Source organism: Leucobacter weissii (assembly GCF_017565745.1).
In the GTDB taxonomy this organism is placed as follows: Bacteria; Actinomycetota; Actinomycetes; order Actinomycetales; family Microbacteriaceae; genus Leucobacter; species Leucobacter weissii.
Genome location: NZ_JAGDYM010000013.1, coordinates 26,444 through 45,288, shown reverse-complemented (window position 1 = coordinate 45,288; position 18,845 = coordinate 26,444). Strand labels below are relative to the sequence as shown.

Annotated in this window: 18 protein-coding genes; 14 read left to right on the top strand and 4 right to left on the bottom strand. The window is 70.9% G+C overall.

Annotated features, from left to right (window positions below):
- The first annotated feature begins 145 nt into the window (after positions 1–145).
- From idi to J4H92_RS11160, 7 genes are read left to right on the top strand one after another with little or no spacing between them, the layout of a single operon-like run.
- A complete protein-coding gene (gene idi, locus J4H92_RS11190; RefSeq protein WP_208098280.1) occupies positions 146–694 on the top strand; it encodes an isopentenyl-diphosphate Delta-isomerase in 549 nt (182 codons plus the stop codon).
- Positions 691–1,818: a polyprenyl synthetase family protein gene (locus J4H92_RS11185; protein WP_208098279.1), complete on the top strand. Its 1,128-nt coding sequence runs from the start codon at positions 691–693 to the stop codon at positions 1,816–1,818. The genes idi and J4H92_RS11185 overlap by 4 nt, the downstream gene beginning before the upstream one ends.
- Complete coding sequence (locus J4H92_RS11180; protein WP_208098278.1) at positions 1,815–2,732, top strand: phytoene/squalene synthase family protein; 918 nt, start codon at positions 1,815–1,817, stop codon at positions 2,730–2,732. Before J4H92_RS11185 ends, J4H92_RS11180 begins: the two co-directional genes overlap by 4 nt.
- Positions 2,729–4,312: a phytoene desaturase family protein gene (crtI, locus tag J4H92_RS11175; protein WP_208098277.1), complete on the top strand. Its 1,584-nt coding sequence runs from the start codon at positions 2,729–2,731 to the stop codon at positions 4,310–4,312. The genes J4H92_RS11180 and crtI overlap by 4 nt, the downstream gene beginning before the upstream one ends.
- 1 nt (position 4,313) lies before the next feature.
- A complete protein-coding gene (locus J4H92_RS11170; RefSeq protein ID WP_208098276.1) occupies positions 4,314–4,646 on the top strand; it encodes a lycopene cyclase domain-containing protein in 333 nt (110 codons plus the stop codon).
- On the top strand, positions 4,643–5,851 hold the full coding sequence (locus J4H92_RS11165) for a prenyltransferase (RefSeq protein ID WP_208098275.1): 1,209 nt from the start codon (positions 4,643–4,645) through the stop codon (positions 5,849–5,851). The genes J4H92_RS11170 and J4H92_RS11165 overlap by 4 nt, the downstream gene beginning before the upstream one ends.
- On the top strand, positions 5,848–8,010 hold the full coding sequence (locus tag J4H92_RS11160; RefSeq protein ID WP_208098274.1) for an MMPL family transporter: 2,163 nt from the start codon (positions 5,848–5,850) through the stop codon (positions 8,008–8,010). Before J4H92_RS11165 ends, J4H92_RS11160 begins: the two co-directional genes overlap by 4 nt.
- 80 nt (positions 8,011–8,090) lie before the next feature.
- Here J4H92_RS11160 and J4H92_RS11155 read toward each other — a convergent pair whose 3' ends face one another.
- Both J4H92_RS11155 and J4H92_RS11150 read right to left on the bottom strand, forming a co-directional pair.
- Positions 8,091–8,984 carry a TIGR01777 family oxidoreductase gene (locus J4H92_RS11155; protein ID WP_208098273.1) on the bottom strand — a complete coding sequence of 298 codons (894 nt, stop codon included), beginning with the start codon at positions 8,982–8,984 and terminating at the stop codon, positions 8,091–8,093.
- A gap of 139 nt (positions 8,985–9,123) precedes the next feature.
- Positions 9,124–10,458: a cryptochrome/photolyase family protein gene (locus tag J4H92_RS11150; protein ID WP_208098272.1), complete on the bottom strand. Its 1,335-nt coding sequence runs from the start codon at positions 10,456–10,458 to the stop codon at positions 9,124–9,126.
- A 222-nt stretch (positions 10,459–10,680) separates the two neighbouring features.
- Here J4H92_RS11150 and J4H92_RS11145 point away from each other — a divergent pair, with 222 nt between their 5' ends.
- From J4H92_RS11145 to J4H92_RS11120, 6 genes are all read left to right on the top strand, one after another.
- Positions 10,681–11,199, top strand: a complete 519-nt coding sequence (locus tag J4H92_RS11145; RefSeq protein ID WP_208098271.1) for an RNA polymerase sigma factor — start codon at positions 10,681–10,683, stop codon at positions 11,197–11,199.
- On the top strand, positions 11,196–12,290 hold the full coding sequence (locus J4H92_RS11140; RefSeq protein WP_208098270.1) for a hypothetical protein: 1,095 nt from the start codon (positions 11,196–11,198) through the stop codon (positions 12,288–12,290). Before J4H92_RS11145 ends, J4H92_RS11140 begins: the two co-directional genes overlap by 4 nt.
- A gap of 106 nt (positions 12,291–12,396) precedes the next feature.
- Positions 12,397–14,346, top strand: coding sequence for a pyruvate kinase (locus tag J4H92_RS11135; RefSeq protein ID WP_208098269.1), 1,950 nt, complete (start codon positions 12,397–12,399; stop codon positions 14,344–14,346).
- Positions 14,347–14,471: 125 nt separating this feature from the next.
- The gene (locus J4H92_RS11130) at positions 14,472–14,840 is read left to right on the top strand and encodes a YciI family protein (RefSeq protein ID WP_208098268.1); all 369 of its coding nucleotides are present in this window, start codon (positions 14,472–14,474) and stop codon (positions 14,838–14,840) included.
- The gene (locus tag J4H92_RS11125) at positions 14,837–16,069 is read left to right on the top strand and encodes an RNA polymerase sigma factor (protein ID WP_208098267.1); all 1,233 of its coding nucleotides are present in this window, start codon (positions 14,837–14,839) and stop codon (positions 16,067–16,069) included. The genes J4H92_RS11130 and J4H92_RS11125 overlap by 4 nt, the downstream gene beginning before the upstream one ends.
- 319 nt (positions 16,070–16,388) lie before the next feature.
- On the top strand, positions 16,389–16,730 hold the full coding sequence (locus tag J4H92_RS11120) for a helix-turn-helix domain-containing protein (protein ID WP_341783077.1): 342 nt from the start codon (positions 16,389–16,391) through the stop codon (positions 16,728–16,730).
- A 120-nt stretch (positions 16,731–16,850) separates the two neighbouring features.
- Here the strand turns inward: J4H92_RS11120 and J4H92_RS11115 are convergent, their stop codons facing one another.
- Together J4H92_RS11115 and J4H92_RS11110 are read right to left on the bottom strand one after the other, a co-directional pair.
- The gene (locus tag J4H92_RS11115; RefSeq protein WP_208098266.1) at positions 16,851–17,240 is read right to left on the bottom strand and encodes a recombinase family protein; all 390 of its coding nucleotides are present in this window, start codon (positions 17,238–17,240) and stop codon (positions 16,851–16,853) included.
- The gene (locus tag J4H92_RS11110; RefSeq protein ID WP_208098265.1) at positions 17,240–17,611 is read right to left on the bottom strand and encodes a sulfate permease; all 372 of its coding nucleotides are present in this window, start codon (positions 17,609–17,611) and stop codon (positions 17,240–17,242) included. The genes J4H92_RS11115 and J4H92_RS11110 overlap by 1 nt, the downstream gene beginning before the upstream one ends.
- A 266-nt stretch (positions 17,612–17,877) precedes the next feature.
- Here J4H92_RS11110 and J4H92_RS11105 point away from each other — a divergent pair, with 266 nt between their 5' ends.
- Entirely contained in the window at positions 17,878–18,807 is a 930-nt protein-coding gene (locus J4H92_RS11105; protein WP_243752287.1) for a DNA-processing protein DprA, read from the top strand.
- Positions 18,808–18,845: the final 38 nt, after the last annotated feature.

Here is an 18,845-nt window from a genome sequence, read left to right as displayed (position 1 = left end):
TCCGGATTTTGCTTCTTGCATGAGGAGATAGTAACACTTGGGATAATTATGATAAAGTTTTATTTATCCCGAAGGTTACTATTACGGTTCTTCTGTAGTCGACGCGGATACGCGCACCCACAGTCCCGATTGCGAGGAGCAGAAGTTGTCAACCGCTGAACTCGTCGTCCTCCTGGACGAGACCGGATCGCCCATAGGCAGCGCGGACAAGGCCACCGTCCACACGAGCAGCACGCCGCTGCACCTCGCGTTCTCCTGCCACGTCCTGAATCGTCGTGGCGAGCTGCTCGTCACGCGACGCTCGCTCACCAAGCAGAGCTGGCCCGGAGTATGGACGAACAGTCTCTGCGGCCACCCGGCCCCCGGCGAGCCCCTCGAGAACGCGGTCGTCCGCCGCGGGGAGCAGGAGCTCGGCGCCGAACTCGTCCGCATCCGTCCCGTTCTGCCCGACTTCAGCTATCGCGCGCTCGATGCGAGCGGTATCGTCGAGAACGAGATCTGCCCCGTCTTCGTCGCCGATCTCTCCGGAGATCTCGCCCCGTCCGCGGCGGAGGTCGCGGAGTGGAACTGGGTCGCTCCCGAGGATCTCGCTGCGGCGGTGCGACGGACCCCGTTCGCCTTCAGCCCCTGGCTGGTCCTGCAGCTCCCCCGCTTGCTGGAACGCGACGCCTTCGCTCTCGAGGACGCGGCGTGACCGGCCACACGGTGCTCCGCGACGGCACGGCGGCGCTGCGCCGGGAAATCGAGGACGAGCTGTCGTCCTTCTTCGCGGCCCGCACCTCCGCGGCTCAGGTCTACGGTCCCGAGTTCGCGAGGCTCTGGGAGCTGGCGGCGGAATCCGTGCTCGGGGGCAAGATGCTCCGTCCGTGCCTGCTCGTGACCGTGTTCGAGGCGTTCCTCGAGGACCGCGCATCGTCGTCGCCCGAATGCGACCGCGAGGGCCTCGTTCGCCTCGCGTCCGCGATCGAACTGCTCCACTTCGCCTTCCTGCTCCACGACGACGTCATCGACGGCGATCTGATGCGGCGGCATCGGCCGAATCTCATCGGTTCGATCCTCGAGGAGTCCGCCGCCTCGCCCCGCTCCAGGCGCACCTCGGTGGAGGCGGAGCAGGACGTCCGGCTGCACTGGGCGCGGACCGGGGGGCTCCTCATGGGGGATCTGGTCCTCTCGGCCGTCCACCAGACGATCGCGAGGGAGCGTCTGAGCCATGACGCGAGGTTGAGCCTCCTCGACCTGCTCGACCACAGCATCGTGGACTCCGTCGCGGGCGAGCACCTCGACGTCGGCATGAGCGACGGAGCGATCCGGATCGATCTGCGGAGGATCCTCACCATGTCGCAGCTGAAGACCGCCACCTACTCCTTCGAGCTGCCGCTCAGAGCGGCAGCGCTCCTCTCCGGTCAGAGCCGGGAGGCGCAGGAACAGCTCGCGGAGGCCGGACGCCACCTGGGGCTGGCCTTCCAGCTGCAGGACGATCTGCTCTCGGTGTTCGGGCAGCATGAGGATCACGGCAAGGATCCGTTCTCAGACCTCAGGGAGGGGAAGGAGACCGCGATCATCGCCTACGCCCGGATGACGAGCTCATGGGCGCGCATCGAGCCCGTGTTCGGAGCGAGCGACCTCAGCGAGGGAGACGGACTCACGGCCCGCGCCGCGCTCTCCGAGTGCGGCGCGGAGCGCTTCGTGCGCTTCCTCATCGCGGATGAGATCGACGCCTGCCTCCAACTGATCTCCCGCCCGGAATCCGCGCTCCCGGAGCGCGTGGGCGACGTGCTCCGCAGTCTGGTGTCGAGCCTGGAGCATCGCCGCGCATGACCGGACGCGATGCATCACGGGATCCGCTGGGAGGCTACACGGCGGCGGCCGAGCGCGCCGCCACCCGGGTGATCGGGGCGTACTCGACCTCGTTCGCCTCTGCGACGAGGCTTCTCGGGCGCCGGCACCGCTCGCACGTGCGGAACATCTACGCACTCGTCCGAGTGGCCGATGAGCTCGTGGACGGGGTGGCCGCGCAGGCGGGACTGACCCGTGAGCAGCAGTCCCGCGCGCTGGATCGGCTCGCCGAAGAGACCGCGCACGCCGTCGCCTGCGGCTACAGCAGCGATCTGATCGTGCACGCCTTCGCGAGAACCGCGCGCGTCTCGGGCATCGAGCACGCTCTGATCGACCCCTTCTTCGCCTCCATGCGCGCCGACCTCCCCCAAGGCGACGGCTCCGTCGGCACCGCGGGGCCGACGGCGTTCGACGCCGCCGCGCATCGGGATTACGTGCACGGCTCCGCCGAGGTGGTCGGACTCATGTGCCTGCGCGTGTTCACCAGGGAGGAGGCGCTGCTGCCGGAACGGCGCGAGCGGCTCGAGCACGGCGCGCGACAGCTGGGCGCCGCGTTCCAGAACGTCAACTTCCTGAGAGATCTTGCCGACGACACGACACGCCTGGGGAGGAGCTACCTCAGCGCGGGCGGGCAACTGAGCGACGAGGACCGGGACCGGTGGATAGCCACGGTGCGCGCGCAGCTCGCCGACGCGGCGGCGAGCATCCCGCTGCTGCCGGCCGACGCCCGCGTCGCCGTGCGAGCGGCGCTCGACCTCTTCACCGCGCTCGCGGATCGCATCTCGGCGACCCCCGCGACCCGGCTCTACCGGGAACGGATACGGGTGCCCGATTCGACCAAGTCCCTCATCGTCGCGCGATCCGTCCTGGCGTCCCTGAGGGGGTCGGGCCGATGAGCGACGCGATCGTGATCGGAGGCGGCATCGCCGGGCTCGCATCGGCCGCCCTCCTCGCCGCGGACGGCCACTCCGTGCGGGTCCTCGAGCGCAATGCGCGGCTCGGCGGCCGGGCCGGCGTTCTGGAGGAACAGGGATTCCGTTTCGACACCGGACCGTCCTGGTACCTCATGCCCCGGGTCTTCGACCACTTCTTCGAGCTACTCGGAACGAGCACCGCGGAACAACTCGATCTGACCGTCCTGGATCCCGGCTATCGGGTGTTCGCCGAGCCCGCTGCCGGCGAGGCGCCACGGCCTCCCCTCGACATCCCGCACGGTTCCGCGAGCGTGCGGGAGGTCTTCGAGTCGCGCGAACCCGGCGCGGGATCCCGGCTCGGCTCGTACCTCGATTCGGCCGGCGAGGCGGCGGCGCTGGCCGAGCGCTTCTTCCTCTACAACCCGTTCACGCGACCGTCCTCGCTGCTCGACCGGGAGGTGCTGCGTGCGACGCCCCGGCTGCTGACCCTGCTCGGCACGTCGCTCGAGCGCTTCGTCGCCCGTCGCTTCCGAGATCCCGTGCTCCGCCAGATACTGGGATACCCGGCGGTGTTCCTCGGAACCCGCCCGTCCGACGCCCCGGCGATGTACCATCTGATGAGCGCACTCGATCTGGATGAAGGGGTGCAGTACCCGATGGGCGGATTCTGGGCCCTGGTCGAACGGCTGGAGGCGCTCGCGCGCGAGGCCGGCGCGGAGATCATCACCGAGGCCGAGGCCGTTCGGATCAGCACGGCTCCGGGAGGCTCCGGACGCCGGCGATCACGTGCCACCGGTGCGATCTGGCGCGGCCGCGACGGCGCGGAACGATCCGAGTCGGCGGATATCGTCGTCTCGGCAGCAGATCTCCACCACACGGAGACGGCGCTGCTCTCCGAGGCCGATCAGAGCTATCCCGAGCGCTGGTGGAGCAGGCGGGTGAGCGGACCGGGCGGCGTGCTCCTGCTCCTCGGGGTCTCCGGCTCGCTTCCGAGCCTGCCCCACCACTCGTTGCTGTTCGCCGCCGATTGGAAGCAGAACTTCGACGCCATCTTCGGAGCGCGGCCGCGAGTTCCGGATCCCGCCTCCCTCTACATGTGCCGGCCCAGCGCCACCGAGCCGGGGGTCGCGCCGCCGGATCACGAGAACCTCTTCGTACTCGTCCCGGTGCCCGCCGACCCGGATCTCGGCGGCGGCGGAGACCCCGCCGTCGAAGCGGCCGCCGACGCCGCGATCGATCGGATCGCCGAGTGGGCCGGAATCCCGGATCTGAGGGAGCGCATCGTGTTCAGGCGCACGATCGGGCCGCGGGACTTCGCCGAGGACTACCGCGCGTGGAGCGGCGGCATGCTCGGCCCGGCCCACGTCCTGAGCCAGAGCGCGCTCTTCCGGGCGCAGAACGAATCGAAGCGGGTCTCCGGGCTCTTCTACGCGGGCGGAACCACCGCGCCGGGCGTCGGGGTGCCGATGTGCCTCATCAGCGCCGAGCTGGTGCTCAAGCGCGTCCGAGGCGACCGCAGTGCCGGCCCCCTGCCGACGCCGCTTCGAGCCGGGAAGCTCTGAGATGCCTCTCGTCTATCTGCTCTGCCTGCTCTTGGGCATCGCCTGCATGCTGCTGCTCGACGCGCGCTTCCGCCTGTTCTTCTGGCGGGATCCCATCGCGGCCGCGGCCGTGACGCTCGCCGGCACGGTGTTCTTCCTGCTCTGGGACGCCGCCGGTATCGCCCTCGGGGTGTTCCTCGTCGGCGACGGCTCGATCATGACCGGCATCATGATCGCTCCCGAGCTCCCGCTCGAGGAGCCGGTCTTCCTGGTCTTCCTGGTGATCTGCACGATGGTGCTCTTCACCGGCGCCGAGCGCGTGCTGCGCGCGAGGAAGCGGCGGGAGGAGGCATGAGCTATCTGCTGCTCGGCCTTCCCTTCCTCGGCGTCGCGGTCGCGGCGGGGATCGGGTTCACCCGCCGGCGCGGCTCGGCGGGGCGGAGTCATCGGCGCGCGGATCGGCTGCTCCACTGGCGCGCGGCCGCCCTCGCAGCGGCCGCGCTGCTCGTCCTCACCGCGGTGTTCGACAGCCTGATGATCGGCGCCGGGCTGTTCCACTACGCCCCGGATCGCATCCTGGGCGCGCGGGTGGGTCTCGCACCGGTCGAGGACTTCGCCTACCCGCTCGCCGCGATCATCGCTCTGCCCGCGCTGTGGTCCTGGTTGCGGGAGGGGGATCGCAGCACGGTCCTCCGCGCTCTGCTCCGGCGCGCCCTGGTCGTGTCCCGGCCGGTGAGCTGGGTGAACACCGCCTTCCCGTTCGGCGCCGCCATGCTGCTGACGACGCGCGAGATCGACTGGCTGTGGTGCGTCGGCGTGCTCTACTATCTGATTCCCTACAATCTCGCCATGTACGGGATCAACGACGTGTACGACTACGAATCCGACCGGAACAATCCCCGCAAGGGCGGGGTCGAGGGCGCGCTGCTCGAGCCCCGCCTCCACCGCCCGCTCCTCCTCCTGATCGCGGCGGGCAATCTGCCCGTCCTCCTCGTGCTCTGCGCGGCGGGAGGGCCCGCGGCCTGGGCGGCGATCGCGGTCAGCACCTTCGCCGTGATCGCCTACTCGGCTCAGCCTCTGAGGTTCAAGGAGATCCCGGTCCTCGATTCCCTCACCTCCAGCGTTCATTTCGTCAGCCCGGCCGTCGTCGGCCTCGCGCTCGCGGGCGCCGAAGCGTCCCCCGCCCTCGTTCTCAGCCTGCTCGCGTTCCTCCTCTGGGGCGCAGCGGCGCATGCCTTCGGCGCGGTGCAGGACATCGGTCCCGACCGGGCGGCGGGCATCTCCTCGGTGGCGACGGCGCTGGGGGCCCGGCGGACGGTGCGCCTCTCGCTCGCGCTGTGGCTGGCGTCGGGAGCCGTCATGCTCGCGACGCCGTGGCCCGGGCCGCTCGCCGCCCTCGTCGCCGTGCCCTACCTGCTCAACGCGGCACCGTGGTGGCGGATCGACGACGACGGCTCAGCGCGGAGCAATAGGGCCTGGCGCCGGTTCATGCTCCTGAACTACGTCTCGGGCTTCCTGGTCACCCTGATCCTCATCCTCGTCTGGAGGCTCACGTCATGAACGCACCGCACCGCACCGCCGCGCGCCCGCTGCGCGTCCTGCTCCCGGCCATCGTCATCCTGCTCTGGTTCACGGGCGCGGCGATCGGCGGGCCCTACTTCGGAAAGGTCGGCGAGGTCTCCTCGAACGACCAGACCAGCTACCTGCCCGAATCGGCCGACGCCACGCAGGTGCAGCAACTGCTCCCGGAGTTCTCCGACTCCGACGCCATCCCGGCGGTCGTGGTGCTCACCGCCTCGACTCCCCTCACCGATGCGGAACTCGATGCGTCTCAGACCGCTGTGGCGGCGCTCTCGGACCTCGACGGCGTCGGCTCGGACCTCTCGCCGCTGATCCCCTCGGATGACGGACTCGCCGCGCAGGCATTCGTGCCGATCGACGCGGACGGCGAGGTGGGCGAGCTCGTCGCTGCGGTGCACGAAGCGCTGCGCTCCGCAGTGCCCGAGAACATCGCGGTCTTCGTCACGGGCCCGGCGGGATTCACCGCCGACCTGGTCGAAGCGTTCTCGGGGATCGACGGGCTGCTGCTCGCCGTCGCCCTCGCCGCCGTGTTCATCATCCTCATCGTCGTCTACCGCTCGCTGCTGCTGCCCGTCGCGGTCCTGTCGACGAGCCTCTTCGCACTGACCGTCGCGCTGCTCGCGGTGTGGTGGCTCGCGAAGGCGGGCGTGCTGCTGCTCAGCGGTCAGACCCAGGGCATCCTCTTCATCCTGGTGATCGGTGCGGCCACCGACTACTCGCTGCTCGTCGTCGCCCGCTACCGAGAGCAGCTGCGCATCAGCGAGCGTCGCTGGGACGCCGTGATCGGTGCGGTGCGCGGCTCGTTCGAGCCCATCCTCGCCTCCGGCGGAACCGTGATCGCGGGGCTGCTCTGCCTGCTGCTGAGCGATCTGAAGTCGAACAGCACCCTCGGTCCGGTCGCCGCGATCGGCATCGTGTTCGCCATGCTGGCCGCGCTCACCCTCCTGCCCGCGATCCTGCTCGCGTTCGGCCGAACGGCCTACTGGCCGCGACGGCCCCGCTTCGAGCCGGAGGTCGTCGCGGCGGAGGGCGGGGTACCGAGCCGGGGGCTGTGGGTACGGGCCGGGCGCCTGATCGCCCGCCGTCCGCGCGCCGTGTGGCTGACCACATCGATCGTCCTGCTGATCGGCGCCTTCGGGGTGACCCAGCTGAACGCCGACGGTGTGGCGCAGTCGGAGCTCGTGCTCGGCGAGTCGCAGGCCCGGGACGGCCAGGTGGCGCTCGGCGAGCACTTCCCCGGCGGATCCGGGAGCCCCGTCTACGTCGCAGCGCCCGAAGAGGGTCTGCAGACCGTCGCCGACGCGATGCTCGGCCTCGACGGCATCGACGGCGTGAGCGTGAGCACCGACGACACCCCGGCGGGAACGGCCTCGGTCACCGCGGAAGGAGTGATCCCGCTCGGACCTCCGGGCACGCCGGTTCCGGAGCCCACCGTCGTCGACGGCGTCGTGCTGCTGCAGGCCACCCTCTCCGCCGCGGCGGACTCCCCCGAGGCGACCGGGACCGTCCGAGAGCTGCGAGCCGATCTCGCGGCATCGGCGCCGGACGCGCTCGTGGGCGGGGTCACGGCGACCGCGATCGACACGAACGACGCGTCGATCCACGACCGCGCCCTGATCATCCCGCTCGTCCTCGTCGTGATCCTGCTGATCCTGATGCTGCTGCTGCGGTCGATCCTCGCACCGGTGCTGCTGGTGGCGACGACCGTGCTCTCCTTCGGCACCGCGCTCGGGGTCGCCGCGCTCGTCTTCAACGAGGTCTTCCGCTTCCCCGGAGCCGACCCGGCGGTACCGCTCTACAGCTTCGTGTTCCTGGTCGCGCTCGGCATCGACTACAACATCTTCCTCATGACGCGCGTGAGGGAGGAGTCGCTCGATCACGGCACTCGCCCCGGGATCCTCCGCGGCCTCGCCGTCACGGGCGGGGTGATCACCTCGGCGGGGCTCGTGCTCGCCGCGACCTTCGCCGCGCTCGCGGTGATCCCGATCCTGTTCCTCGTGCAGATCGCCTTCATCGTCGCGTTCGGGGTGCTGCTCGACACCTTCCTGGTGCGCGCCCTGCTGGTGCCCGCGCTCGGCACCGATATCGGCCGGCGGATCTGGTGGCCGTCCCGCCTCGCGGGTCCCGACGCCCGTTGAAGACGTGTCGCGCGAAGGCCCGCCGAGGAGCGGCCTCTGCGGCCGTCGCGCGATAACGGCGCTCCGAGCGGAGCCCCGGCTCAGCCCAGTGCCGCGGCGATCGCCCGCTCCGGCGTCGGGTGGGAGAAGACGAACCCGGAACCGGTGAGCGCGTCCGGCCGCACATCGGCGTCCGAGGTCAGCAGCGATTCGGTCGCCGCGGGGCTCAGCACGAGCCGCAGCCCCCAGGCGGGAGCCGGAAGCCAGTAGGGCCGGTGCAGCTCCTCGGCGAGCGCCCGGCCGATCCGGTTCTGGGAGGCCGGCTCCGGGCCGGTGAAGTTGATCGGTCCGGCGAGACCCCGTTCCAGCACGTGGAGGATCCCCCGCACCTCGTCCTCGAGCGAGATCCAGGGCCAGATCTGGCGTCCGCCGCCGAGCGGTCCGCCCAGCCCGGATCTCGTCAGGGTGATCATCGGCTTCAGCACGCCGTCGCGGTGGATCACCGGCGCGGTGCGCAGCAGCGCGACCCGGGTGCGATGCTCGATCTTGCGGGCCTCGTGCTCCCACTGCACGCACACGCGGGCGAGGAAGGTCGTGCCCGCGGGAGAGCGCTCGGTGAGCACCGCGCCGGGCGCCGAGCCGTAGAAGCCGGCGCCCGAGGCCGACAGGAGGGGCGGCGGATCGCCGCCGAGCGCGTCCAACGCTCGGACGATGGTGCGGGTAGCGTCGAGTCGGGAGCGCAGGATCTCATCGCGGTAGCGCGACGTCCAGGGCAGTCGCCCCACGCTGGCGCCGCCCAGCGAGATCACCGCGTCCGCGCCGTCGAGCAGTGCGGGATCGAGCCGCCCATCCGCAGGACTCCACTGCGCCTCGTCGACGCCGCTCGGGCTCCGGCGGACCAGGCGGGTGACGCGGTCGCCCGCCTCGCGGAGGGCAGCGACGACCGCGCCTCCGATCAGACCGGACGAGCCGGCGATGACGATGTGGCGGCTCATGGCGCCTCCGTTCCTCGTCTCAAAGATACCGCCCTCGGTCGAGCGGACTCTGGGCGCGCTCCCCCGCGATCATGCCGCCCGAATGGTCGTGCCGGGCCGCGCGTCGCAGCCGTTCGTGCGACATCTCTGTCCGCCGCGCTCAGCCCGACCGTTTCATCTCGTCGAAGGCGTCGAGCGCCCGGCGCCGACTCTCCTTCAGATCCACGAGCGGCGCCAGCGCGAGGCTGTCCGGCGCCCAGAGATCCACGTACGCGCCGTCCGCGTCGAACTTCTGCTGCTGGGTGAGCGGATTGAAGATCCGGAAGTAGGGCGCCGCGTCGGCGCCGCAGCCGGCGACCCACTGCCAGTTGAACGGATTGCTCGCCGCGTCGGCGTCGACCAGCGTGTCCCAGAACCAGCGCTCCCCGGCGCGCCAGTCCGCGAGGAGGTTCTTGGTGAGGAAGGAGGCGACCACCATCCGCACGCGGTTGTGCATCGTGCCGGTCCGCCAGAGCTCTCGCATACCGGCGTCGACCAGCGGGATGCCGGTCCGCCCGAAGCGCCACGCCGTCCACTCCTCCGCATCGAGACTCCGCCAGGGGAACGCGTCGAAGCGGGCGTCGAGGTTGCGATCCGCGAGCTCCGGACGATGGAAGAGCGTGTGCCAGGCGAACTCCCGCCAGCCCAGCTCCGAGAGGAACATCCCCACGTCCCGCCCGCTCGCGATCGCGCGATGCCAGACCGTGTGCGGGCTGATCTCGCCCCAGCGCAGGTGCGGGGAGAGCCCCGAGACGGCGTCGGATCCCGGCAGGTCGCGCTCCGCAGCATAGCGATCGGCAGAACCGGTCAAGAAGCGCTCGAGCGCGCGCTCGGCGGAGCTCTCCCCCGGCCTCCAGCGCTCCGCCAGGCCGGTCGCCCAGTCGTGCGCCTCCGGTGTCAGGCCCCACTCCGCGAGTTCCGCTCCGCCGAGCGAACCGGAGGACCGCAGCGCGCCGGGCGCGGCGAGCGGAGCGCGGGGCGGCGGTCCGGCCAGGCAGGCCCGCCAGAACGGAGAGTACACCTTGAAGTGCTCGCCGGCGCCGGTCTGCACCGTCCAGGGCTCGTGCAGCAGGCTCGCCGCGAAGGAGTGCGCGGCGACGCCGCGCTCGCGCAGCGCACTCTTGAGGCGCGTGTCGAGGGCGCGCTCGGCCGCGCCGTATCGCCGATTCCAGAGCACGCGATCGGCGCTCGCCTCCGCGACCAGCTCGGGCAGGACCTCCTCCGCCGGGCCGCGTCGGAGCACCAGGGGCGCCCCGAGTCCGCGCAGGTCCTCATCCAGCGCCGACAACGAATGGTGCAGCCACCACTTCGCCGCGCCGCCGAGCGGACGAATGCCCGGAGACTCCTCGTCGAGGATGTAGACGCAGACGAGGCCGTCCGGATCCAGCGACGCTTCGAGCAGCGCCGGGTGATCCGAGATCCGCAGGTCGTCCCTGAACCACACGACCGTCGCCATGCGACCATCCTAGGCGAGGCGGCTCCGCCCGGGCTGCTCGGCCGGGGCATGCACGACGATCCGCTCGCGGACGGACTCGACGAGGTCGCCCGCGCCGGGGCCACGGAAAACTCTCTGTCAGGATCCCGATGCCCGGGCGATAGACAGGGTGAAGCGACTTCATCGGCGCGCACCGGCAGCGGGAGCGAGGGGGACGGCGATCCGGTTTGGCAGACTGAGGCTATGAGCGAGTCCGGGCTCGACACCTTCGAGCACCTGTTCGAGGCGTACTACTCGCTGGTGCGGCGGTACGCCGAGCGGCGCGTGCCCTCGGCGGTGATCGCCGAGGACATCGCGGCCGAGACCTTCACGGCGGCGTGGGACCTGTACCGGCGACGGAAACCCGTCGAGCTTCCGCTGCTGTATCGGATCGCCGCCAACAAGATCGCGGACCGCTACCGCAGCGAGGAGCGGCGAACCGCGGTCCGCGTCGCGTTGGAGCGGCGACTCGAAGACCGAGCCGACGACCCCGGGCATCTGGAACGCCTCGCGCTCCACGAAGCGCTGCTGAAGCTATCGGAACGAGAACGGAAGGTGATCATGCTGAGCTACTGGGAAGGACTCAGCGCCGCGGAGATCGCGGCAACGCTCTCCTGCACCGTCGCGGCGGCCTGGGCGATCCTCAGCCGCGCACGCCGTCGACTGCGGAGCCTCCTCGACGACGCGACGCCGAGCACCGAGGCTCGAGGGGCGCGCGTATGACCCGCAGGCAGGACTCCCTCGCGGAGATCATGGCACAGCTCGATCCGGCCCTCACGCCGCTCGACGCACCCCCCGGCGCCGAGGCGCGTGCGCGCATGGCCGCCCTGCGAACCCCGGAGGATGCCGAGCCCTCGGATCCACGTCTCCGCACGCCGACGAGAGCGGGCCTCGGATTCGGATTCCTGCGGCGCCGGGCACCGGTCCTGCTGGCGCTCGCGGCGTCCCTTCTGGTGGCGGTGCTCGCCGTCTCCCCGCTGATCGGCGGCGCGACGTCCGGGGAACTCCACTCCGCGGGCGCCGATCGGGATGCCGCCCAATCCGTCGATGAGGAACCGGAGAAGTTGCTGATGTCGTTGAGCCAGTCCCTCGAGAGCGGATCGCAGCGCGGTTCGGACGACGTCCGGGAGCAGATCGGGAGGACGGACTCCTCCTACTCCCTGGACCGGGGGGAGGCGACCGTGCGTCTCCTCAGGTGGTCGACGACCCCGGAAACGTCGACCGCCTCGGAGCTGTCGGCCGCGGACGATGAGACGGCCGCCCTGACGCCGCCCGTGCTCGTGGAACGCCTGATCCAGCCCGACGGATCCGTCACCGTCGAACGACGCGTTCTCGAGACCGACGCTGCGGGCGAGGATCTGTGGGACCTGATGTCCGCCGCGGGCGAGACTCCGATCGGTCGTGCGGAGCCCACATCGGATCAGTCGCAGAGCGGTTTCTCGGTGCCCGAGTCCGTCGAGGACTGGGGCGCCCTTCTCCGGGAGGAGGGTGACCTCGCCTCGAGTCCGAGCGCCGCCGACTACTTCCAGGCCACGACCAGGCTTCGCAGCGAGCACGATCTCGACCGGGCGGCGCAGGCCGGACTCATCGAATTCCTCGCAACGCTGCCCGGGATACGCGTCGACGGGAGCGTCGCAGACCGGCTCGGCAGAGACGGAGTGAGCTTCAGCGCCGACTCCCGCGAGTCGGGGATCCGCGAGGTGCTCGTGCTCTCGGCGGAGATGGGGCTGATCGCCTCCGAGCGCATCGGCATCGGCTCCGCGGACGGGGATGCATCGGACCCGGTGATCCTCGAGTACCTCGTCTGGTTCTGATCCGCCGCGAAGCTGGTCGGAGACGGAACCGAGGCGCTAGGCTTGACGCGCATGCCCTGACGGGTGTGCACTGACGAGTAGGCGCTCGACGACTCGGGAGTCAGCGATGAGCGAACCCAGTGCCCCCGCAACGTTGCCCGCGAACCCCGGCGATCGGCTGCCCTGGCTGCAGCGGCACCTCGACGCGCTGCACGCGGCGCTGCACGAGGCGGAGCTCCGCCACGCCGACGCGATCGGCTCGGTCGACTCCGTCTGGACGGAGAACGCGCGCAACCTGGTGCACTACGTGACGCTGCGTGCCCGCGATCTCCGCCCCGTCCAGTCGGCGCTCTCGCTCTACGGCCTCTCGAGCCTCGGACGCAGCGAGGCCCACGTGCTTGCCAGCGTCAGCGCCGCCCGGACCGCCGCACGCGCACTGACGGGGAGGCCCCGCGACGAACCGGCTCACGGCTCTCCCCTGGATCGCGACGCCGACGGCGTACCGGACGGCGCGGCGAGACTCGCCGAGGCCGCGGATCGATGCCTCGGCGCCCGTCGCGACGCGCGATACACCCGCATCATGGTGACGATGCCGTCGCACGCGGCCGATGATCCCGCTCTCCTGCCGGATCTCGTCGGGGCGGGCATGGATCTCATCCGGGTGAACTGCGCGCACGACGCTCCCGAGACCTGGCAGGCGATCATCGATCGCGCCCGCGCCGAGGCCGGGCGGGCGGGCCGTCCGCTCAGGGTGAGCATGGACCTGGGCGGACCGAAGCTGCGCACCGGCCCGCTCGCGAGTGCGCCCGGCGTCCTGCGCCTCAAGCCTCGACGAGACGAGTACGGGCGGGTGGTCGCCGCGGCCGTCGCCTGGCTGAGCCCATCCGGCTCGGAGGCGGCAGAGGCCGAGGTGACGCCGCGGGGCCCGGACGAGGCGGATCTCTCGGCGCTGCGCGAGCTCGGTCTCTCGGCTCAGGCCGCGGCCGCGACCGTCTTACCGGTCGATCCGGGCGAGAGACTGCCCGGCGACGGGGTCGATTCGCTGCGCCTCACGGATGCTCGCGGGTCGCGGCGGCGCCTGCGCATCCTGTATCGCGGTCCGAACGGCCTGCTGGTGAGCTCGGTGAAGACCACCTACCTGGTCGCGGGGACCGAGCTCCGCGCCGCCGGGGAGGGGGAACCGCTCCTACGGATCGGCGTCCTCCCGCCGCTCGAACGCGCACTGCGGCTGCACCGGGGCGACACGCTGGAGCTGCTCCGAACCGCGGAGGCCCTCTCGGTCGATCCGGATGGCCCGGCCAGGATCGGCTGCACGCTGCCCGAGGTCTTCGACGCGGTCCTGCCGGGTCAGCGCGTGCTGCTCGACGACGGCGCGATCGAGGGAAGGGTCGCAGGCGCGGACCCGGAACGCATCGAGGTGCGGATCGAGCGGACGGCTCCGGGCGGCAGCAAGCTGCGCGCGGAGAAGGGCATCAACCTGCCCGATACCGTGCTCCCGATCTCCGCGCTCACCGCCCAGGACCGCGCCGACCTCGCATTCGTCGCCGAGCACGCCGACCTGGTGAACGTCTCGTTCGTCAACTCGGCCTCGGACGTCGAGGAGATCATCGAGCTGCTGGGCGCTTCGCCCGCAGCGGACCGCGACTTCGGGCTGGTGCTCAAGATCGAGACGGTGCGCGGGTTCCGCAATCTGCCGCAGATCCTGCTGGCGGCGATGAGCTGGCCCAGGATCGGCGTGATGATCGCGCGCGGGGATCTGGCGGTCGAGATCGGATTCGAGCGGATGGCCGAGGTGCAGCAGGAGATCCTGTGGCTGTGCGAGGCGGCCGGCGTGCCGGTCATCTGGGCGACGCAGGTGCTCGAGCAACTGGCGAAGACCGGGCTGCCGACGCGCGCCGAGATCACCGATGCGGCCGAATCGCAGCGAGCCGAGGCGGTCATGCTCAACAAGGGGCCCTTCATCGTGACCGCGGTGCGCGCCCTCGACGATGTCCTGGGACGCATGCAGGCCCACGCGGAGAAGAAGACCAGCCTGCTGCGGCGACTCGAATCCTGGGATCTCGACCGGCCGGGCTGAGCGCCGCGCCCACCGCCGCACGGACGGAATCGGCGCGGCGATGTCGAAAAGCGGCTTGCCCGTTCGCTGTGTGCGTGCGACGGTGAGAATGCCGTTCGCCGATTCACGAGAGAAAGGGAACGCCCATGAAGTACGTCCTGATGTTCGCGTCCGACCCGGAGCTCGACTCCGCCGTGCCCGAGACCCGGGCGCAGGCCGATCTGCAGCGCATCCTGGAATGGCACGAGGCCAACGCAGCCGCCGTCCTCGAGGGCGGCGCGGCCCTCCACCCGGTCGAGACCGCGACCACGGTGCGGGCGGACGACCCGGGCCCGGTCGTCGTCGACGGGCCGTTCACCGAGGCCAAGGAGGTGATCGGCGGGTTCACGCTCATCGACGTTCCCGACCTGGACGCGGCCATCGCCCTGGCCAGGAGCTGGCCCCTGCTGGATCTTCCCGGCAATTCGGTCGAGATCAGGCCCATGTTCGACGACGAGGAGCTGTTCGCGCAATGACCGCGTGGAGGGCGGCGCCGCATGCGCCGGCGTCGGACGCCGCCCTCGCCGCTGCCGTCCGCGAGGAGACCGCGCGGATCGTCGCGGCCCTGAACCGCTCCTTCGGCAGCCTCGACGTGGCGGAGGAGGCGACCGCCGGCGCCGTCGAGGAGGCGTTGGTGGAGTGGCGTCGCCGGGGCGTCCCTCCCCGGCCCGGCGCCTGGCTCATGACCGCGGCACGGCGAAACGCGCTGGACCTGGTTCGGCGCTCCCGCCGCTACCGCGAGGTGCTGAGGCGCGCGGCGCCGGCGGTACCGACGCTCCCCCGCTCCGCGGAGCCGGATGAGCGCATCCCGCTCCTCTTCGGCTGCTGCCATCCCAGCCTCTCTCCGGAGGCTCAGCTCGCCCTCACCCTCCGGGCCGTGCTCGGCGTCTCCACGGCGCAGATCGCGCGAGCGACCCTCGAGCCGAGCGCGACGGTCGGGCAGCGCATCTCCCGGGCGAAGCGCAAGATCGGCGCCGCCGGCGTGCCCATACGGATCCCCGCGGGACCGGCGCGCACGGCCCGACTCGATCCGGTGCTCGCCACGATCGCGGTGATGTACGACTCGGCGCATCTGCGTGCCGAATCGTCTGCGGAAGCGCACAGGGATCTCGCCGATGACGCGCTCTGGCTCGCGCGCGCCCTCTCCGTCTCCCTTCCCGACGAGCCCGAGGTGCACGGGTTGCGGGCGCTGCTGCTCCTCCACCGCGCCCGGGAGCCGGCGCGGTCGGTGGCCGGAGAGCTGGTGCCGCTGCCGCTGCAGGACCGGGCGCGCTGGGACGATGCGCTCGTCCGCGCCGGTCGCGAAGCCCTGGAGCGGGCGGCGGAGGTCCGCCGCCCGGGGAGGTGGCAGCTGCACGCGGCCATCGCGGCCTGTCATGCCGACGCGGCGCGTCAGGACGACACCGACTGGGCGCAGATCGTCGTGCTCTACGACCTGCTGCTCGCGGTCGACTCCTCGCCGATCGTCCGCCTCAATCGAGCCGTCGCCGTCGCCGAGACGGGCGGGGTCGGAGCGGCGCTGACCGAGGTCGAGGCGCTGGCGCCGCGACTCGACGGCTATCGGCTCTGGCACGCGGTCCGCGCCGAGCTGCTCCGAAGAGCCGGGCGGTCCGCCGAGGCGCGAACCGCAGTCCGGAGCGCGCGGGAGCTCGCCGACAACGAGGCCGAGCGCCGCCTCCTCGCGTCCAGACTCGGGCCCGAATGACCGGCGGCGCTCACCGGGCGCGCCGCCCCACCGCGAGAATCCCCTTCCGGCACGAGAGGCACCCTCTGAGAGGGGGACGGGGCGCCATTCTCGTCGCGGAGAGTGCTGTCCGTCATCCGATCACCCCAGCGGACGGCGAGCACGGCAGGGACCCGCGGAGATGTGGAGGGGGCGAGGCCGCGGGTAGCGAGTGGGCCTTCCCGGACGGTTCTCAAACATCCGCCCGTCGCTGAAAACACTGATTCGCCGTGTTTTCAGGGGGTCTGAGGGGCGTCGCCCGCATGTGCGGACGTCCGAGAGACACGATACGCGAGGGCCGGTGGCGAAAAATCGGGTTCAGTCTCAAACACGGCTGAGCCCGGTGCGGCGCGCCGAGCTGCTGGCTGACTACGAAGCAGGTGCGCCGGTTCAGGCGATCGCGGCGAAGTTCCGCGTGCACCGCGCGACCGTCTTCGAGGTCGTTCGGCGTGCCGGTCTGCCTGGGCGTGATCCGGGTCTGTCTGCCGAGACTCGGGGCCGCGCGGCGTCGCTCTACGCCAATGGCTTGACGCTGGCTCAGGTCGCGGAGCAGATCGGTGCCGGGATCGACGCCGTGCGTGCCGCGGTGCTGGCCGAAGGCGGTCACATTCGCCCGCGAGGCCGCATGCCTCGCCATCCGTAACCGGAGCAAGTTGGCTCGTGAGGATCACGGGATCAGGCGGGCTCACGTGTCCGAGGGCAGCAAAGAGGGCGGTGGCCGCCACAGGTGCGACCATCCGCCCTCGGGGACGCCGGGTGTCGTTTACAACGTGAAGTCCTCCTCGGAGTGCTCGGCCTCGTACTCGGCGATCGCCAGCATGATGCCGAGCTCGGGAGTCGCGGGAAGGCTCACGCGGCCCTGCCCGACGACGTAGAGGGGCACGCCGGCCTCGTCCAGCGCCTCGATGATGCGGGCGAACTCGGTGGACAATCGGCTGAGTCGGTAGAGGTCATTGACGACGAGTGCCGCTGCCTGCCTGTCGCGGATGGTGGCGAGTGCCTGGTCGAGTGCGGGTCGTGTCTGGCCGTTGTCGTGGAACTCTCCGCTGACCTCGTAGCCGAGCTCGGCGGCCAAGCGTTGGCAGGCGGCCCGCTGGTGAGCGTGGGTTGCCCTGTTCGGTCGGGCGCTGCGGGTGTAGATCAAGGCGCCCATCAGGCCACGCTCGCCATCGGGTACTCGACGGACTGAGCCTCGTTCATGCGGCGGGTGCGGCGACGCTCGACGGCCTCCTGAACGCGGGCGCGGATGAGAAGGACGACGCTGACCGGGCCCATGATGAGGAACTTGAGCGCGTTCCAGCAGAACAGGAGGACGAGGAGGTTCAGCCAGCCGGGGCCGCCGTCTTCGATCAGCGTGATGCAGTAGTTCGCTGCGAGGAAGTACGGGACGGCGAGGAGCATCGCGGGGATTCCCCATTTCAGGCCGCGGCGGGTGCGGATCGCGTCGAGCGCGATGTTGGTGGGCATGTAGCGCCGCAGGTAGTAGCGGGTGTGGGCGCTGAGCGCCCAGAGCAGCCGGATCATGGCGTTTCCTCTCGTGGCACGGTCAGGTGACGAGACAGTGCGTAGAGAGTGGTCCGAGGACCTGTCCGCGAGGGACGCCATATCAAGGAGGAATCTGCCTCCCTTCCAGAGTACGACTCCCGGCCGACGTTCGTAAGAGGTGCGCCCGCTCGTTCGGGAGGGTGCTCGTGCACCTGTCTGGCACACATGGATGGGAGCTGGGCATGGTTACGATCACTTCTCTCGCCACGGACGAACACTCTGCACGAGTCGCCCTGGCTGCGACTTTGGAGCCCGACGACGCGGCGACCGGCCGACTCATCGCCGCCGTCGGTGCCGTCGAGACTGTGCGGCTGGCGGCCGGTACTGGCGCGTTCCCGAAGAAGGTCGATGCGGTCGAAGCCGGGCTGTGGCGCAATAAGGTCGCCCCACGCCTGGACGCCCGCATGGTCAAGCAGGCACTCGTGGACACCGACCGGCTCGGACTGCGCGTCGTCATCCCCGGCGACAGTGACTGGCCGACCGCCCTGAACGATCTGGGCGAGCGTGCCCCGACTGCGCTGTGGGTGCGCGGTGCCGCCTCGTTTCTCACCGCGCCGGTGGGCGATCGCGTGACGATCACCGGGGCACGCGCCGCAACCAGCTATGGCGAGTACGTCACGACGGAGTTGACCTCCGGTCTAGCTGACGCGGAGCGGATCATCGTGGCCGGCGGTTCCTACGGCATCGACGCCGCCGCGCACCGAGCCGCGCTCGCCGCTGGTGGGCAGACCCTCGCCGTGATGGTGGGCGGTCTGGATCGCCTCTACCCGTCCGGGAACCGCGAGCTGCTGGAACGAGTCGGAGACGTTGGATTGCTGGCCAGCGAGATGGCGCCCGGTTCCGCGCCGACCAAGTGGCGGTTCCTCGCCCGCAATCGCATCCTCGGTGCCCTCTCCGGCGCGACCGTCATCGTGGAGGCCGGCTACCGCTCCGGCTCTCTCAACGTCGCCGCCCGTGCCACTGAACTCGGTCGGCCAGTCGGGGCGGTGCCCGGCCCCGTGACTAGCGCGGCCAGTGCTGGCACGCACCGGCTCCTGCACGAGGGAATCGCCGCCCTAGTCACCGGCGCTGCAGATGTCACGGCACTCCGCCATTCCGCGGATGAAGGCTCGCACGCGTTCTCACGCGAACCTGGCGTCAGCCATCCGATGCGGAGACCGTCCCGCAGCCTATGACCCCGCCGTTGCGGGCTTTGGCCGACCTTCCATTCACG

Bases quoted from the DNA above. Each gene is read 5' to 3' on its own strand.
- crtI (WP_208098277.1), top strand. From the start codon at position 2,729: ATGAGCGACGCGATCGTGATCGGAGGCGGCATCGCCGGGCTCGCATCG.
- J4H92_RS11140 (WP_208098270.1), top strand. From the start codon at position 11,196: ATGACCCGCAGGCAGGACTCCCTCGCGGAGATCATGGCACAGCTCGAT.
- J4H92_RS11155 (WP_208098273.1), bottom strand. From the start codon at position 8,984: ATGAGCCGCCACATCGTCATCGCCGGCTCGTCCGGTCTGATCGGAGGC.
- J4H92_RS11170 (WP_208098276.1), top strand. From the start codon at position 4,314: ATGCCTCTCGTCTATCTGCTCTGCCTGCTCTTGGGCATCGCCTGCATG.
- J4H92_RS11135 (WP_208098269.1), top strand. From the start codon at position 12,397: ATGAGCGAACCCAGTGCCCCCGCAACGTTGCCCGCGAACCCCGGCGAT.
- J4H92_RS11150 (WP_208098272.1), bottom strand. From the start codon at position 10,458: ATGGCGACGGTCGTGTGGTTCAGGGACGACCTGCGGATCTCGGATCAC.
- J4H92_RS11145 (WP_208098271.1), top strand. From the start codon at position 10,681: ATGAGCGAGTCCGGGCTCGACACCTTCGAGCACCTGTTCGAGGCGTAC.
- J4H92_RS11165 (WP_208098275.1), top strand. From the start codon at position 4,643: ATGAGCTATCTGCTGCTCGGCCTTCCCTTCCTCGGCGTCGCGGTCGCG.
- J4H92_RS11115 (WP_208098266.1), bottom strand. From the start codon at position 17,240: ATGGGCGCCTTGATCTACACCCGCAGCGCCCGACCGAACAGGGCAACC.
- J4H92_RS11180 (WP_208098278.1), top strand. From the start codon at position 1,815: ATGACCGGACGCGATGCATCACGGGATCCGCTGGGAGGCTACACGGCG.
- J4H92_RS11160 (WP_208098274.1), top strand. From the start codon at position 5,848: ATGAACGCACCGCACCGCACCGCCGCGCGCCCGCTGCGCGTCCTGCTC.
- J4H92_RS11125 (WP_208098267.1), top strand. From the start codon at position 14,837: ATGACCGCGTGGAGGGCGGCGCCGCATGCGCCGGCGTCGGACGCCGCC.
- J4H92_RS11130 (WP_208098268.1), top strand. From the start codon at position 14,472: ATGAAGTACGTCCTGATGTTCGCGTCCGACCCGGAGCTCGACTCCGCC.
- J4H92_RS11110 (WP_208098265.1), bottom strand. From the start codon at position 17,611: ATGATCCGGCTGCTCTGGGCGCTCAGCGCCCACACCCGCTACTACCTG.